This window comes from Cellulomonas avistercoris (assembly GCF_014836445.1).
GTDB lineage: Bacteria > Actinomycetota > Actinomycetes > Actinomycetales > Cellulomonadaceae > Cellulomonas > Cellulomonas avistercoris.
Genome location: NZ_JACSQV010000028.1, coordinates 1 through 15222, shown reverse-complemented (window position 1 = coordinate 15222; position 15222 = coordinate 1). Strand labels below are relative to the sequence as shown.

At 74.7% G+C, this 15222-nt stretch carries 15 protein-coding genes and 1 pseudogene; 7 read left to right on the top strand and 9 right to left on the bottom strand.

Features of this window, described 5'->3' with window-relative positions; genetic code table 11:
* Both H9657_RS18750 and H9657_RS18745 read right to left on the bottom strand, forming a co-directional pair.
* Positions 1–315 (bottom strand): annotated as a pseudogene (locus H9657_RS18750) (alpha/beta fold hydrolase); the annotation flags it as partial.
* A gap of 31 nt (positions 316–346) precedes the next feature.
* Positions 347–2743 (bottom strand): glycoside hydrolase family 31 protein, encoded by a 2397-nt coding sequence (locus H9657_RS18745; protein ID WP_191784957.1) that lies wholly within the window; start codon positions 2741–2743, stop codon positions 347–349.
* 98 nt (positions 2744–2841) lie between these two features.
* On the opposite strand from H9657_RS18745, the gene H9657_RS18740 reads away from it, so the two are divergent.
* From H9657_RS18740 to H9657_RS18725, 4 genes are read left to right on the top strand one after another with little or no spacing between them, the layout of a single operon-like run.
* Positions 2842–3765: a metal ABC transporter substrate-binding protein gene (locus H9657_RS18740; protein WP_191784956.1), complete on the top strand. Its 924-nt coding sequence runs from the start codon at positions 2842–2844 to the stop codon at positions 3763–3765.
* Positions 3762–4496 carry a metal ABC transporter ATP-binding protein gene (locus H9657_RS18735; protein ID WP_191784955.1) on the top strand — a complete coding sequence of 245 codons (735 nt, stop codon included), beginning with the start codon at positions 3762–3764 and terminating at the stop codon, positions 4494–4496. Before H9657_RS18740 ends, H9657_RS18735 begins: the two co-directional genes overlap by 4 nt.
* On the top strand, positions 4493–5365 hold the full coding sequence (locus H9657_RS18730) for a metal ABC transporter permease (protein ID WP_318241610.1): 873 nt from the start codon (positions 4493–4495) through the stop codon (positions 5363–5365). Before H9657_RS18735 ends, H9657_RS18730 begins: the two co-directional genes overlap by 4 nt.
* A 28-nt stretch (positions 5366–5393) precedes the next feature.
* Positions 5394–5834, top strand: a complete 441-nt coding sequence (locus tag H9657_RS18725; protein ID WP_191784954.1) for a nitroreductase family deazaflavin-dependent oxidoreductase — start codon at positions 5394–5396, stop codon at positions 5832–5834.
* A gap of 81 nt (positions 5835–5915) precedes the next feature.
* On the opposite strand, the gene H9657_RS18720 is transcribed toward H9657_RS18725, so the two are convergent.
* The 3 genes from H9657_RS18720 to H9657_RS18710 form a co-directional block, all read right to left on the bottom strand.
* Entirely contained in the window at positions 5916–7379 is a 1464-nt protein-coding gene (locus H9657_RS18720) for a flotillin family protein (protein ID WP_191784953.1), read from the bottom strand.
* 96 nt (positions 7380–7475) lie between these two features.
* Complete coding sequence (locus H9657_RS18715; RefSeq protein WP_191784952.1) at positions 7476–7943, bottom strand: NfeD family protein; 468 nt, start codon at positions 7941–7943, stop codon at positions 7476–7478.
* A gap of 111 nt (positions 7944–8054) precedes the next feature.
* Positions 8055–9593 carry an amino acid permease gene (locus H9657_RS18710; protein ID WP_191784951.1) on the bottom strand — a complete coding sequence of 513 codons (1539 nt, stop codon included), beginning with the start codon at positions 9591–9593 and terminating at the stop codon, positions 8055–8057.
* Between the two features lie 167 nt (positions 9594–9760).
* Between H9657_RS18710 and H9657_RS18705 the strand changes: the two genes are divergently transcribed.
* Together H9657_RS18705 and H9657_RS18700 are read left to right on the top strand one after the other, a co-directional pair.
* Positions 9761–10294, top strand: coding sequence for a hypothetical protein (locus H9657_RS18705; RefSeq protein WP_225215667.1), 534 nt, complete (start codon positions 9761–9763; stop codon positions 10292–10294).
* A gap of 133 nt (positions 10295–10427) precedes the next feature.
* Positions 10428–11177 carry an HNH endonuclease family protein gene (locus H9657_RS18700; protein WP_318241609.1) on the top strand — a complete coding sequence of 250 codons (750 nt, stop codon included), beginning with the start codon at positions 10428–10430 and terminating at the stop codon, positions 11175–11177.
* A gap of 59 nt (positions 11178–11236) precedes the next feature.
* On the opposite strand, the gene H9657_RS18695 is transcribed toward H9657_RS18700, so the two are convergent.
* The 3 genes from H9657_RS18695 to H9657_RS18685 all read right to left on the bottom strand — a co-directional run bounded on the left by H9657_RS18695 (position 11237) and on the right by H9657_RS18685 (position 13666).
* Positions 11237–12091 (bottom strand): IclR family transcriptional regulator, encoded by an 855-nt coding sequence (locus tag H9657_RS18695; RefSeq protein ID WP_191784950.1) that lies wholly within the window; start codon positions 12089–12091, stop codon positions 11237–11239.
* Positions 12092–12200: 109 nt separating this feature from the next.
* Entirely contained in the window at positions 12201–12986 is a 786-nt protein-coding gene (locus H9657_RS18690) for a M50 family metallopeptidase (RefSeq protein ID WP_318241608.1), read from the bottom strand.
* On the bottom strand, positions 12983–13666 hold the full coding sequence (locus tag H9657_RS18685) for an LmeA family phospholipid-binding protein (RefSeq protein WP_191784949.1): 684 nt from the start codon (positions 13664–13666) through the stop codon (positions 12983–12985). Before H9657_RS18685 ends, H9657_RS18690 begins: the two co-directional genes overlap by 4 nt.
* Positions 13667–13795: 129 nt before the next feature.
* Here H9657_RS18685 and H9657_RS18680 point away from each other — a divergent pair, with 129 nt between their 5' ends.
* The gene (locus H9657_RS18680) at positions 13796–14212 is read left to right on the top strand and encodes a hypothetical protein (protein WP_191784948.1); all 417 of its coding nucleotides are present in this window, start codon (positions 13796–13798) and stop codon (positions 14210–14212) included.
* Between the two features lie 58 nt (positions 14213–14270).
* Here H9657_RS18680 and H9657_RS18675 read toward each other — a convergent pair.
* Positions 14271–15222, bottom strand: a 952-nt coding sequence (locus tag H9657_RS18675; RefSeq protein WP_318241607.1) for an SbcC/MukB-like Walker B domain-containing protein, incomplete at its 5' end; no start/stop codon positions are given.

Genomic DNA, 15222 nt, shown 5'->3' with positions numbered 1-15222 from the left:
GTCGTCGAACGCCGCGACGTCGGCGCCGTCGACCCGCGACGAGCGACCCGTCCCCCGCTGGTCGAGCAGCACGACGCGGTGCGTGCGCAGCGCGGTGGCCCACCAGCCACCGCCCGGCATCGGCCGCGGCCCCATGCCGCCGGGCCCGCCCTGCAGGAACAGCAGGAGCGGCAGGTCCTCGCCGTCGCGCGCCGGGTCGACGACCTCGCGCGCGAACACCTCGAGCGTGCCGAACCGCTGCGGGTCGTCCCGGTCCACCGGCACCTCGACACGGTGCTCGCGCACCCGGAACCCGGTCATCGCGTACTCGTCCACGCCGCCACCGTACGAGCGCGGCGCACGCCCGTCACGCCGTCGCGCGCGCCAGCACGACCTCCTCGACCGCCGCACGCAGGGCCGGCGGCACGTCGAGGGCCGCGAGGTGCGAGAGCCGCACGTGCAGCGGGCGCTCCGACGTGAGCACGTCCAGCACGCGGCTCTTGAGCTCGTACCCGACCTGCGCGGCGTCCAGGACCCGGTGCAGCCGGCCCGCGACGTCGTTCGGCCCCAGCGCGGGTGCCGGGCCCAGCCCGACGCGCAGCGTGGCGTCGACGGGCACGTCGGCCACCGTCACGCGCAGGCGGCCGTCGGCGGTGCGCGCGACGACGGGGTCGACCGCCCCGCCCTCGACGGTCGCCCCCGGCGCGACCTCGTCGGCCACCGACAGGAACGTCACCGTCCACGTCCGCGTCGCCGGCAGGAAGCCGTGCGCACCGGCGACCGGGCCGACCGTCAGCACCCCGGCGGCCTGGTCCCAGACGAGCGGCGTGCGGGCGACGCGCGCCTCGTCGAGGCCGTCACCCGTGCCGTCGTCCTCCACGAGCGTGAACGTGCCGTCGGCGCCGACGACCACGAGGACCTCGAGCGCGTGCGGCTCGACCGGGTCGTTGCCGGGCACGTCGGCGGCGTCGAGCGGCACGAGCGCACCCGCCGGGGCCAGGACCGGCACCGACGTGAGGTCGCGGTGCAGGACGAGCTCGCGGCCGCCGTCGTAGACCAGACCCGTCAGCACGTCGACCCACGTCCCGTCCGGCAGCCACGCGGGCACCGCCGCGGTCACCGACGCGGGGTCGCGCGGCGCCGTCACCGGCGCGACCAGCAGCTGGGAGCCGAACGCGACCTGCCCCGGCACGCGGTACGCCTCCGCGTGCCGCGACCAGCGGTGGTACATCGGCGTCACGAGCGGCACGCCCTCGCGCGCGGCGCGGTGGTTCATGGTGTGCAGGTACGGCACGAGGCGGTGACGCAGGCGCAGGAAGTCCGTCTGCACCGCGGCGTGCTCGGGGCCGAACGACCACGGCTCCTTCGTCAGGAACGGGTTGTGCGACGAGTGCAGGCGGAGCACCGGCGAGAACGTCCCGAGCTGCACCCACCGGGTCGCGAGCTCGTCGTCCTTGGCGCCGAACATGTGCCCGCCGACGTCGTGGCTCCACCAGCCGTAGCCGATGTTGGCCGCGGCCGCCGTGAAGTGCGGCTGGAACGCCAGCGACGCCCACGAGATGACCGCGTCGCCCGAGAACCCCACCGGGTAGCGGTGCGACCCGGGCCCGGCGTACCGCGAGAACGTCAGCGGGCGGCGACCGTCGCGCGCGTTGTCGAGGAAGTGGAAGTGGTTGAGCATCCACAGCGGGTCGATGCCCGCGACGCGCGAGTGGGCGCCCTGCTGCCAGTCGATCCACCAGAAGTCGACACCCTCGGCCTCCAGGTCGCGGTGCAGCACGTCGAGGTACGCGGTGAGGAACGCCTCGTCCGTGACGTCGAACGCGATCGGGTCGCGTGTCGAGGGGTCCAGGCCGAGCGCAGCGCACATCGCCTCGTACGCCTCCTCGTGCGGGCCGACGCCGTCCGCGGGGTGCACGTTGAGGGTCACGCGCAGGCCGCGCTCGCGGACGTCGGCGAGGAACGCGGCCGGGTCGGGGAACAGCTCGCGGTCCCACGTGTAGCCGGTCCAGCCGCTGCCGATCGCGGGGTCGACGTCCGTGACGTGCCAGTCCATGTCGAGCACCGCGACCGAGAACGGCACGCCCGCGGCGCGGAACCGGGTCAGCAGCGCGCGGTACTCGTCGGCCGTGTAGCGGTGGTAGCGGCTCCACCAGTTGCCGAGCGCCCAGCGCGGGACGACCGGCTGCGCACCCGACACGGCGTACAGCGCGCGGACGGCCTCGGCGTGGTCGTGGCCGTAGGCGAAGACGTACAGGTCGGTGCGGGCGTCGTCGCGCGGGGCGACCCAGCCGTCGTCCGTGAGCAGCAGCGACGTCGAGTCGTCGATCACCGCGTAGCCGTTGCGCCCCGCGACGCCCGGCTCGAGCGGCACCGCGCCGTCCGCCTCGTCGAGCGTGCGCGCCGTGCCGCCGAGGTTGCGGCCGTCGTCGTCCTGCCCGTAGCGCCACACCGAGTGCCAGGTGGTCACCGCGCCCAGCACCGCGACGGACAGGCCGCTGGTGGTGAACGGCCCCTTGTCGTACGTCAGCCGCAGCCGCCGCGTCACGACCTCGAGGTGCGTGCCGCGGTCGACGACGCGGAACTCGGGCACCGGCTGCTCGCGGTGCAGCGCGAACGTCGACGGCCGGTCCTCGAACACGCCGTCGGGTGAGTGCTCCAGGCGCAGCAGGCCCTCGGTGAGGACGGTGATCCGGTAGCGCTCGCCCTGCACGACGGCGGCGGGGTCGGCGACCGGGCGGGTGGGCAGTGTCGGGAGTGCCATGCGCTCCATCTTTGGCAGAAGCGCGGCGGTCCGCACACCGGCGATGTTTTCCCCGTGCCAATCTTGAAAGTTCGGCCGACCGAAACTATGGTCCGGTCATGCCCAGCCCTGCCACGCGCCGCGCGAGGTCGTCGGCCGTCGCCCTCGTCCTCGCACTCCTGCTCGCCGCCTGCGCACCTGGGGCCGCACAGAGCGACGACCGGCCCGTCGTCCTGACGACCTTCACCGTGCTCGCGGACCTCGCCGGCAACGTCGCCGGCGAGCACCTGCGCGTGGAGTCGATCACCCAGGTGGGCGCCGAGGTGCACGGGTACGACCCCACGCCGGGCGACGTCGCACGTGCGCGCCGCGCCGACCTGGTCCTCGACAACGGCATGGGCCTCGAGACGTGGTTCGCTCAGTTCGTCGACGACCTCGACGCACCCCACGTCGTCGTCTCGCAGGGCGTCGACGTCCTCGACATCACCGGCGACGCCTACGCCGGCCGGCCCAACCCCCACGCGTGGATGAGCCCGGTCGAGGCGCAGACGTACGTCGCGAACATCGCCACCGCCTTCGCGGAGCTCGATCCGGCCCACGCCGACGACTACCGCGCCAACGCCGCGGCCTACGCCGCCGAGCTGCAGGAGGTCCACCGGGACCTGCTCGACGCCCTGGCCACCGTCCCGGAGCCGCAGCGGGTGCTGGTCACGTGCGAGGGCGCGTTCTCCTACCTCGCGCGCGACGCCGGCCTCACCGAGCGGTACATCTGGCCCGTCAACGCCGAGCAGCAGGCCACGCCCCGGCAGGTCGCCGACGTCATCGACCACGTGCGCGCGCACGACGTGCCGGCGGTGTTCTGCGAGTCCACCGTGTCCGACGCCCCCATGCGGCAGGTGGCCGAGGCCACCGGCGCCGTGCTCGGCGGCACGCTCTACGTCGACTCGCTCTCCGAACCGGACGGGCCCGTGCCCACCTACCTCGACCTGCTGCGGCACGACGTGCGCGTGATCGTCGAGGGCCTCACCGGTCGCGCGCCGTGACCGCGGCGCTCGAGGTCCGCGACCTGCGCGTCAGGTACGGCGACGTGCGCGCGCTCGACGGCGTGGACCTCACGGTCGCGCACGGGCGCGTGTGCGGGCTCGTCGGCGTCAACGGCTCCGGCAAGTCGACGCTCTTCAAGGCCGTCATGGGCGTCGTGCGCGCCGAGACGGGCACCGTCCTGGTCGACGGCACCGACCCCGACACGGCTCGCCGGCGCGGCACCGTCAGCTACGTCCCGCAGAGCGAGGACGTCGACCCGACGTTCCCGCTGTCGGTGCGGGACGTCGTCATGACGGGCCGCTACGGCCGCCTCGGCCCGACCCGCCGGCCCCGGCGCGAGGACCACGCGGCGGTCGACGACGCCCTGGGCCGCGTCGGCCTGGACGACCTCGCGGACCGGCAGATCGGCCGCCTGTCGGGTGGCCAGCGCAAGCGCGCGTTCGTCGCCCGCGGGCTCGCGCAGGGCGCCACGGTGCTGCTGCTCGACGAGCCGTTCGCGGGCGTCGACAAGGCGTCGGAGGCGACGATCGTGCGCCTGCTGCGCGAGCTCGCGGCCGGCGGTGCCGCCGTCCTCGTCTCGACGCACGACCTGCACGCGCTGCCGGCCCTCGCCGACGAGGCCGCGCTCCTGCACCGGCGCGTGCTGGTGCACGGCACGCCTGCGGAGGTCCTGCGACCCGAGAACCTCGCGCTGGCGTTCGGCGTCGGAACCCCGGCGGTGGACCGGTGAGCGCCGTCGACCTGCTCGTCGAGCCGCTCACGTACGACTTCATGGTCCGCGCGCTCGTGACGATCCTCGTCGCGTCCGTGGTGTGCGCCGTGCTCTCGTGCTGGCTGGTGCTCATCGGCTGGTCGCTCATGGGCGACGCCGTGTCGCACGCCGTGCTGCCCGGCGTCGTGCTCGCCTACGTCGTCGGCGCACCGTTCGCGCTCGGCGCCCTGGTGTTCGGCCTGCTCGCGGTCGTCCTCATCGGGTTCGTGCGCGACACGAGCCGCGTCAAGGAGGACGCCGCGATCGGCATCGTGTTCACGTCGCTGTTCGCGCTCGGGCTCGTCCTGGTGTCGGTGACGCCGTCGCAGACGGACCTGCACCACATCGTGTTCGGCAACCTCCTCGGCGTCGCGCGCGGCGAGCTGGTGCAGGTCGGCCTGCTGGGCGCCCTGGTCCTCGTCGTGCTGCTGGTCAAGCGGCGTGACCTCACCCTGTACGCGTTCGACCCCACGCACGCGCACGCGATCGGCCTGAGCCCGCGTCGCCTCGGCGCGCTGCTGCTCGGCCTGCTCGCCGTCACGGCCGTCGTCGCGCTGCAGGCGGTCGGCGTCGTGCTGGTCGTCGCGATGCTCGTCGTGCCCGGCGCGACCGCCCAGCTGCTGACCGACCGGTTCTCCCGCATGCTCGTCATCGCCCCGGCCCTGGCCGCCGCGTGCGGCGTCGTCGGGCTGTACGCCAGCTACTACGCCGACACGGCCTCCGGCGCGACCATCGTGCTGACGCAGGGCGTCGTCTTCGCGGCCGTGCACCTGTTCTCGCCACGCCGGGGCGTCGTCACGACGTGGCTCGTGCGCCGGGCGCGGCCCGCCGTGCCCGCGCCGGAATGACGGGGCCGCGAGCGGGGTTGTGCCGTGCATGCCTCTCACCGGTGAGTACGCGCCCAGCCCCAGCGACTGGGCCCGCAAGCAGGCCGAGCTCTACGAGTCCTCCGGCGGGACGCAGGGCACGACGCTCAACGGCCGCCCCGTGATCGTCCTGACCACGCTCGGCGCGAAGACCGGCAAGCTGCGCAAGACGCCGCTCATGCGCGTCGAGCACGACGGCGAGTACGCGGTCGTCGCCTCCAAGGGCGGTGCGCCGGAGCACCCCACGTGGTTCCACAACATCACGGCGCACCCGCGCGTCGAGCTGCAGGACGGCGCCGTGAAGAAGGACTACGACGCCCACCTCGCCACGGGCGACGAGCGCGCCGTGTGGTGGCAGCGCGCGGTGGCGACGTGGCCCGCGTACGACGAGTACCAGGCCAAGACGGACCGCGAGATCCCCGTCTTCGTGCTCGCGCCCGCCGAGGACTGAGCCCTCCCCGACGCACCACGCGCCCGGTCCCTCGCGAGGGACCGGGCGCGCCGTCGTGGTGTCCGCGTGCGGACGCCGGCGTCAGGCCGAGTGGTTCGACGTCCCGTTCGCGCCGACCGTCTTGTCCGCGATGCCGGCGATGAGCGTGTGGAGGTCCAGGCCCGTGAGGGACTTGATGACCTCCTGGCCCTCGCCGAGCACCTGACCGACGGTCCGCGTCATCGCCGACGCCCCGTCGGTCGAGACGACCGTGAGCTGGTCGATCGAGCCGATGGGCTCGGCCGCGGCGCGGACGATCTCCGGCAGCAGCGCGATGACCTGCTGCGCGAGGACCGCCTGGCCCTGCTCGCGCAGCGCCTCGGCCTGCGCGCGGGTCGCGTCGGCCTGCGCGAGCCCCTCGGCCCGCGTGGCGGACGCGCGGGCGGCACCGAGCGCCTCGAGCGCCTTGGCCTCGGCCAGCTGACGGTCGCGCTCGGCGTTGCCCGCGCGGATGGTCGCCTCGGCGGCCGCCTCGGCGTCCTGGACCGTCGCGATCTTGTTGGCCTCGGCGACCTTCATGCGCCGGTACGCGTCGGCCTCGGCGGCCGCGTTGGCGGCGTCACGCTCGGCGTTGGCGTGCTGGACCGCGGCGTACGCGGACGCCTCGGCCGGCTTGCGGATGTCGATGTCGAGCTGCTCCTCGGTGACCTTCGCCTTCTCGGCCAGCGCGTCGCGCTCCTGCAGGGCCACGAGCTTGTCCTGCTCGGCACGCGCGAGCTGCCCGGCCGCGTTGGCCTCGGCGTTGGCGCGGTCGGTCTCCGCCTTGATGCCCGCCTGCTTCAGCGCGAGGTCGCGTTGGCGCTCGGCGATCGACTCCATCGCCTGGATCTTGGCGAACTCGGAGACCTGCTGCGCCTCGGCCTCCTTGACCTCGGCGACCTGCCGGGCGCGCGCGGCCTCGGCGCGTCCCAGGTTGGCCAGGTAGTCGGAGCCCGGCGTCGAGATGTCGGAGATGTTGAGCAGGTCGACCTGCAGACCCTGCTCCGCGAGGTCCGACTTGGTGGAGCTGACGACGGCGTCCTGCAGGGACTTGCGGTCGCTGATGATCTGCTCGATCGTCATGTCGCCGATGATCGCGCGCAGCGAGCCCTCGAGGGACTCCTTGATGACGTCGTTGAGCGTCGCCTGCTGGGACAGGAAGCGCTGCGCGGCACGCCGCACGCCCTCCTCGTCGCCGCGGACCTTGAAGTTGATGGACGCCTTGATGGCGAGCTTGATGCGGTTCTTGTCGACGCCCTCGACCGTGATGCCGATCTGACGCTGCTCGAGCGAGATCGGGAAGCCCTGCTGGAGCACGGGCCACACGAACACGCGGCCACCGACGACGACGCGCTGCCCGCCGTCGACCGCGGCGTTGCGGCCGGCGCCGCGCCCGACGATGACGAGGGCCTCGTTGGGCGGGACCCGCCGGATGCGCTTGGTGATGAGCGCGATGACCGCGACGAACGCGATGACGAGCGCACCGACGGCCAGGATCGTGGCACCGTCCTGAAAGAAGTCGACCATGGTGTCCCGGCTGAGCCGGGCCCCTTTCCTCTGAGGTCCTGCGTGGGTGGTGCTGGGCTACGGCTACGGCTACGGCTGCGGGTCGGGCGGGTCGGGTCAGGCGGGGCGCACCTGCACGCGCGAGCCCGAGACGGCGACCACGACGACACGCGTGCCCGCCGCGATCTCCTCCTCCGCCCACGCGAGCCGCGCCTCGAGGTCGCGCACGCCCTCCAGCCGCACCTCGCCGCCGGACGGCCCGGTGGTGGCGGTCGTCATGCCGAAGGCGCCGTCGAGCGGCGGCGGCGGCCCGTCCTCGGTGTCGGAGAGCTGCTTGATCACGCGCTGCGCGACCACGGAGGCGAGCACGGCGAACCCGACGCCGATGACGTACGCCCACACCAGGGGCAGGTCCGCGGCGAGCGCGAGGACGCCGCTGGCACCGAAGACGACGGCTCCGATCCCCGCGGCGATGCCGGAGAAACCGCCCTCACCGATGTCGAAGGACTCGAAGACGTCGCCGAAGACGAGCGACGCGAGCAGCAGGACGAGGCCGATGCCGCCGATGACGAGGAAGACGGTCACGTCCGTGGGGGTCCCTTCGGTGGGTGTGCGCGGTCAGTATGCCGCAGCACCGCAGGCCGCCGGAGGGGCCCGTGGGCCCGTCGGGGGACGGGCACCGGGTGAACCGGTGCGTCAGGGGCGCTCCATCTCCTCGGCGAGCACCGGCACGGGCGCGCCCCGGCCCAGCATCGAGTGGCGGTAGGAGTACGCGAAGTAGATGACGGACCCGACCGCGACCCACACGAGGAACCGCAGCCACGTCAGCGTCGTCAGGTTGAGCATCAGCCAGATGCACGCCAACCCCGAGACGATGGGCAGCACGGGTGAGAACGGCACGCGGAACCCGCGCGCCAGGTCGGGCCGCGAGCGGCGCAGCAGGGGGATCCCGAAGCTGACGAGCACGAACGCCGACAGCGTCCCGATGTTGATCATCTCCTCGAGCAGCTCGACCTCCGAGAGCCCCGCGATGAGCGCGACGACCACGCCGGCGCCCACCTGCAGCCACAGCGGCGTGCCGAAGCGGGGCGACGTACGGGACATCGCGCGCGGCAGCAGCCCGTCACGGCTCATCGCGAAGACCACGCGCGTCAGGCCCAGCAGCAGCACCATGAGGACGCTCGTCAGGCCCAGGACGATGCCCACGGAGATCACGCGCCCGGCCCAGTCGGCGCCGACGAGCACGAAGGCGGTCGTCAGCGACGGCGAGTCCGACGCGGCGAGCTCGGTGTAGCTGACCATGCCCGTGACGACGACCGTCACCAGGATGTACAGCACGGTCACGAGCGCGAGGCCCCCGAGGATGCCGCGCGGCACCGCCCGCTGGGGGTTCCTGGTCTCCTCGGCGGTGGTCGCGACGACGTCGAAGCCGATGAACGCGAAGAACACCAGGGCGGCACCGGACAGGATGCCCATGACGCCGTACATGCTCGGCTCGAGGCCGAGCAGGAAGCCCGTGAGGGGCTGGTGCAGCGCGCCCGTGCCCTCGGGCGCGGGCTGCGACGGCGGCACGAACGGCGACCAGTTCTCGGCCTTGACGTAGAAGAAGCCGGCGACGATCACGAAGAGCGTGATGCCGACCTTGAGGATCGTGAAGACGCTGTTCACGCGCGAGCTCAGGCGGGTGCCGACGGCGAGCAGCGTCGTGAAGACGGCGACGATGAGGACCGGTCCCCAGGCGACGTCGGCACCCCCGACCGCGACGGTCGGCGGCAGGTCCACGCCGAACAGCGCGAACGCGTCGGACAGGTACACGCCCCAGAACTTCGCGATGACGGCCGACGCCAGCAGCATCTCGAGGATGAGGTCCCAGCCGATGATCCAGGCGACGAACTCGCCCATCGTCGTGTAGGAGTACGTGTACGCCGAGCCGGCCACGGGCATCGTCGACGCGAACTCGGCGTAGCACATGATCGCCAGCGCGCACACGACCGAGGCGATGACGAACGAGACGATCACCGACGGTCCGGCGTACCGCGCGGCGGCCGTCGCACCGACGGAGAAGATCCCCGCGCCCACGGCGACCGCGACCCCCATGACCGCCAGGTCCCACGCGCCGAGGGTGCGCCTCAGCTGCCGGTCCGGGTCGTCGACCACCGCCATCGAGGCCTCGACCGACCTGCGTCGCAGGATCCCGCGCGGGCCGCCTGCGCGCCGTGCGTCCGTCGCCGTCATGGTTCCCCCGTCGCCGTCATGGTTCCCCCTCGGATGCGACTGCGTGCCACCCGTGAGCATGACCTCCGCGAGCACCGGGGTCCACCGGACCATCGTCCCGGTGCGCGGGCCGCCGCACCCGCCGCCGCCGGCGTGCGGGACGCGCCGGCCCTGGGCATCGTGGGCGCATGGACGACACGGCACGACGCTCCCGCGACGACGGGCCCGACGACCGGCACGTGCCCCCCACGGGCGTCGACGACGCGACCGTCGCCGCCGTGGGCGCGGTGACGGCGGCCTTCGAGGTCGTGGAGCACGCGCGCGGCATGCTGTACGCCTTCCACCGCCTCGTGGGGCGCGCGGACCTCGAGCTGCAGGAGGCGCTCGACGACCTGGAGGCGGCCGGGCACGGTGAGCTCGCCGACCGCGTGCGGGCCGACGTCGTCGGGCGCAACGTCATCGCCGGGAGGTGGACGTTCCAGGTCGTCGAGGACTTCGACGACGGCTACCACCGCGCGTTCGCCGACGCCGAGCGTCGCGTGCGCGACGAGCTGACGGCCGGACGTCGCCACGTCTACGAGGCGCAGCTCAAGGAGCGGGAGCGCACGCACGGGCGCCGCGGGCACGAGGCCCTGCCGGTCGACGTGCCGGCACCGGACGACGCGCGAGCACCGGACGACGCACCGGCGGCCGACGCCGCGCGCGTCCCGCCCGCCGTCTGAGCCGCCGTCCGGCCGGGCGCCCGGCCCGCCACCGGACCCGCGGGCCGACCCCAGCCCTGCCGCAGGTCACGACCTTCCACCGCCATCGGCGAGGCGACCCCGGCATCCGGTGGAGCACCGGCATGCTGCCCCGGTGACCGACCTCCTGACCTCCGCGCGGGCCGCCGGCGCGCGTCGGACCGTCCCGCGCCGCGGGCGCCGCGGCCGTCCCCGCTGGCCGTGGCTGCTCGTGCTGCTGCTCGGTCTGGCCGCCGGGCTCGGCACGCCCGTGGTGCTCGACGCCCAGGCCGCCGCGCAGTACCCCGTCAGCGCGGGCGACCTGGCCGCCGGACGCGCCGCGCTCGGCACGCTCGCCGTCAAGGGCCGCGCGCCGCGTACCGGGTACGACCGCGACGAGTTCGGGCCGTCGTGGGCGGACGTGGACCGCAACGGGTGCGACACGCGCAACGACGTCCTGCGGCGCGACCTCGTCGACCTCACCGTCAAGCCGGGGACGCAGGAGTGCGTCGTCCTGCGCGGCACGCTCGCCGACCCCTACACGGGCGAGACGATCGCGTTCACGCGCGGCGAGCGGTCGGCCGACGTGCAGATCGACCACGTCGTCGCGCTCGCGGACGCGTGGCAGAAGGGTGCGCAGCGCTGGACGGACGAGAAGCGCCGCCAGTTCGCCAACGACCCGGCGAACCTCCTCGCGGTCGACGGCAGCGCCAACCAGAGCAAGGGCGCGGGCGACGCCGCGACGTGGCTGCCCCCGAACACCGGCTACCGCTGCGCGTACGCGCTGCGGCAGACCGCCGTGAAGGCGGGCTACGGCCTGTGGGTCACGCAGGCCGAGCACGATGCGCTCGCGCGCGCGATCGACCGGTGCGTCGTCGCGGGCTGAGTCGCACGGGCCGCGTCGTCGCGGGCTGGGTCACGCGGCCCGCGTCGTCGCGGGCTGGGTCACGCGCCCCGGCGGGCCTGCACGTCCTCGCCGGGCCCGCCGGCGTTGCGCGGCCCGATCGCCCCGCCCAGCCGGCGCGAGACCGCGCGGGCCGCGAGGACGACGCTGCGTGCGTGCTCCTGCACGGCGGCGGCGGGCATCCGCGCGGCCGGCGCGACGAGCGCCAGGGCGCCGACGACGTCACCGGTGTGGTCGAGCACGGGTGCGGCCACCGCCCGCGTGTCGGGGTCCAGCTCGCGGTCGTCGACGGCGAACCCGCGGCGTCGCGTGCGCAGCAGCTCGGCGCGCAGCTCCCCGGGGTCGGTGATGGTGCGGGCCGTCACGGACCGCAGCCCACTGGCGACGGCACGCTCCACGAGCGCGGCGCCCGCCACCGACAGGATCGCCTTGCCGCTCGCGGAGCAGTGCAGCGGGACGGTGGCCGGCAGGCGGCCCGCGGCGCGCGCGGCCGTCCCGGGGGCCGACCGGTGGCCCGCGAGGCGGACCTGGAGGCCGTCCGGCACGGCGAGGACGGACGTGCAGCCGCTCGTGCGTGCGAGGTCGTCGAGGGAGCTGGCGGCGACCGTCTCGATGTCGAGGCTCGAGAGGTACGCGTGACCGAGGCGCAGGGCGCCGGGGCCGAGCCGGAACCGGCCGCTCACGGCGTCGCGGCGCAGCAGCTCGGACTCGAGCAGCGGGGCGGCCAGGCGCAGGACCGTGGACTTGTGGACGTCGAGCCGGCGGCCGATCTCTGCGGCGGTCAGACCGGCGGGGTCCGTCTCCGCCGCGCACACGTCGAGCAGTGCCAGCGCCCGACGCAGGGAGAGCGACTCGTTGCGGCCCGGGCGCGCTTCGACGTCGGGTGTTGTGCTCACCGCTTCACTATCGCAGACGCTGGACACCCGTCCTGCTGCCGTGTCCGCCCTGGCCAGAGGGTCACAACGGGGCACACGGGTGCAGACCGGCCCAAGGTGGGTGAGTGATTCAGGCCACTGGCCAGACCGCCAGCAGCCATGCGCCGCCGAGGGCCAGCAGCGCCCCGCAGACGATCAGGAAGACCCCCACCCAGACGACCGCGGGCACGTGCGTGAGCCCCGCGAGCAGGCCCGCGTCGGACGTGTCACGCCCGCCCCGGCGGCGCAGCCGGCTGCGCTGCACCTGCATCTCCAGGACGGCGCGCGGTGCGCCCAGCAGGAAGAACCAGGTGAGCCCCGCGGCCACGACCGTCTGCAGCTGCGCCGGCGCCCACAGGGTCACGACGACCAGCGCGAGCCCGCTCACGAGGACCGCCCACAGCCCGTACCAGTTGCGGATCTGCAGCAGCACGAGGACGACGACGAGCAGCAGCAGCCACAGCACACCGAGCGCGTAGCCCCGCGACAGCAGCCAGGCCGCCGCCACGCCGAGCACGGCCGGGCCGGGGTAGCCCGCGGCGACCGTCGCGACCATGCCCGGGCCCCGGGCGCGCCCGCGCGAGACCGTGAGACCCGAGGTGTCGGAGTGCACCCGGATGCCCGACAGCCGCCGCCCGGCCAGCACCGCGACCGCCGCGTGCGCGGCCTCGTGGACGATCGTCAGGCCGTGGCGCAGGAGGTGCCAGACGAACGGCACCATGAGCGCGAGCAGCACGACGCCCCCGACGACGAGCACGGTGACGCGCCCGGGCGCGGGCTGCGGGGTCGTGACCTGCTCCCACAGGCCCGCGAGCCCGTCGGCGCGGGGCGTCGACGTCGCCAGCAGCGCCGTGAGGGCTCCCCCACCCGCGCTCACGGCAGCTCCTCCAGCGCGACGTCGGTGCCGCCGGCGGTGAACCTGACGCCCTCGGGCACCACGACCGCCTGCTCGAGCAGCACCCCGGGTGGCAGCCCCTCGAGCGGCACCTCGATCCCGACGAGCCGCTCGGCGACGTCACCGGGCAGGTCGTCGAGCTCCAGCGTGCCGGCCCCGAGCGTGACCTCCTGCACGTCCACCAGGAGCCGGCCGTCGGCCACGCGCGGCAGGAGTCCCGCCGTGAGCGGGATGCCGAAGAGCTCTCCCGAGGCGCGCAGGACCCCGCCGTCGACGGCGACGTCCATCTGGGCGCGCTCGGCGACGACCCGCTGCAGGGAGGACGTCGGGACGGTCGCCTCGAGCCGCACCGTGCCGACGCGGTAGGGCGCGTCGAGCGAGACGTCCGCGGCGTCGACGACGACGTCCGTCGTCTCCACGCCCTCGAGCGTGACCCCGGCGGCGGTCGCGCGCACGTCGTCCAGCGAGCCGGTGAGGAGCTGGGGCAGGAACAGGAGCCCCCGGATCTGCACGTCCGGTGCGCCGGTCACCTGCAGCTGCTGGGAGAGCACGTCCGCCGCGGTCTCCTCGGCGCTGCCGCGTGCGAACCCGTCGGCCACGAACGCACCGGCCGCGACGAGCCCGAGCGCCACGACGCCGCTCACCAGTCCCTTGGCGCCCATGCGCCCCCTTCCGTCGTGCCGTCGTCCGCGCCCACCGTAGGGGGCCGGCCCACGGGACGCCCGGGCCGTCCTGTGGCGTGCGTCACACCGACTGTCTAGGCTCGTGTCACGTTCGACGGAGGACGCGCGATGACCTGGGCTCTCCTCTTGGTCGCCTCGGTGGCCCCCACCGCGCTGCTGTGCGCCGTCTGGTCGCTGATCCCCTCGCCGGACGAGCCGCCGCGCTGGCGCGTCGCGCTGGCCGACGCCCTGGAGGCCGTCGCGCACCGCCTGCGGCACCGGCACGTCGAGCCGTACGACCCGTTCCGCACGCTCGCCGTGCAGGAGCGGCTCGGCGCGGTCGCGGACCACGTGCGGCGCCTCGAGGGCGACGAACGGCTGTTCGCGCGGGCGGAGCGGATCATCGCGTCGCAGCTCGCGTACGACCAGCTGCTCGCCGAGGCGTGCCGCATGGCGGGCGTCGAGGTGCGACCCGCGGCGGCGGGCGACGCGCAGGAGCGGTTCCGCGAGGAGGTCGAGCTGGCCGCGCGCGGCTGGACGTGGTGAGGGTGGGTCCGGTGAGGGTGAACCCTGGTGAGGCGCGAGCCGGCCGGCGGCCGGCGTGTCAGCCGGCGAGGACGGTCAACGTGCTCGGCCCGGCGGGCGTCGGGCGGACCTCGATGCGGTCGGCGACCGCCTGCTTGAGCGCCTCGACGTGGGACACGATGCCCACGACGCGGCCGCCCTGCCGCAGCCGCCCGAGCTCCCCCAGCACCTGGTCGAGCACGTGCGGGTCGAGGGCGCCGAAGCCCTCGTCGACGAACAGCGTGCCCAGCTCGACGCCGCCGGCCTCGGCCGTGACGACGTCCGCCATGCCGAGCGCCAGGCACAGCGACACGTAGAACGTCTCGCCGCCGGACAGCGTGCGCGGGTCGCGCGCCTGCTCGGTGCGGTGGTCGACGACGCGCATCGCGAGGCCGACGGCCCGGGTGCGGACGTCCTCCTTCTCGTCGGACCGCACGAGCTCGTAGCGGCCGTCGGACATGACCGCGAGCCGCTCGTTGGCGGCCGCGACGACGTCCTCGAACCGGCGCCCGAGCACGTACGTCGCGAGCGACAGCGCGCGGGCGTTGTCGCTGCCGGTGCCCGACGCGAGGTTGGCCATGCGGGTCACGGGAGCGGCGGCGGCGACCGCGGCGTCCAGGGCGTCGGCGGCGCGCCGCACCCGCGCGGCGGCCTCCGCGGCGGACTCGGCGCGGGACGCGGCGACGCGTGCGCGGCCCTCGACGTCGTCGGCGGCGCGGCGCGCGGCGCTCTCCGCGGCCTGCGCCGCCGTCACGTCGGCGGCGACGTCCTCCGGCAGCGCCAGGACGTCGGGGTCGCTCAGGCCCGCCGCCACGCGGGCGGCGTCGGCGGTGTGCGCGAGGACCCGGCGGTCGAGGTCGCTCAGGACGTGGGGCGGGCACCACGCGTCGCGGGCCGCGTCGTCGTCGTCGAAGCCGTGCTCCGCGAGCGCGCGGTCGAGCTCGTCGCGTCGGCGGCCGGCGTCGGCGGGCCCCCGGCGCGCGGGGGGGGGG

Bases quoted from the DNA above. Each gene is read 5' to 3' on its own strand.
- H9657_RS18745 (WP_191784957.1), bottom strand. From the start codon at position 2,743: ATGGCACTCCCGACACTGCCCACCCGCCCGGTCGCCGACCCCGCCGCC.
- H9657_RS18740 (WP_191784956.1), top strand. From the start codon at position 2,842: ATGCCCAGCCCTGCCACGCGCCGCGCGAGGTCGTCGGCCGTCGCCCTC.
- H9657_RS18725 (WP_191784954.1), top strand. From the start codon at position 5,394: ATGCCTCTCACCGGTGAGTACGCGCCCAGCCCCAGCGACTGGGCCCGC.
- H9657_RS18720 (WP_191784953.1), bottom strand. From the start codon at position 7,379: ATGGTCGACTTCTTTCAGGACGGTGCCACGATCCTGGCCGTCGGTGCG.
- H9657_RS18710 (WP_191784951.1), bottom strand. From the start codon at position 9,593: ATGACGGCGACGGACGCACGGCGCGCAGGCGGCCCGCGCGGGATCCTG.
- H9657_RS18705 (WP_225215667.1), top strand. From the start codon at position 9,761: ATGGACGACACGGCACGACGCTCCCGCGACGACGGGCCCGACGACCGG.
- H9657_RS18685 (WP_191784949.1), bottom strand. From the start codon at position 13,666: ATGGGCGCCAAGGGACTGGTGAGCGGCGTCGTGGCGCTCGGGCTCGTC.
- H9657_RS18680 (WP_191784948.1), top strand. From the start codon at position 13,796: ATGACCTGGGCTCTCCTCTTGGTCGCCTCGGTGGCCCCCACCGCGCTG.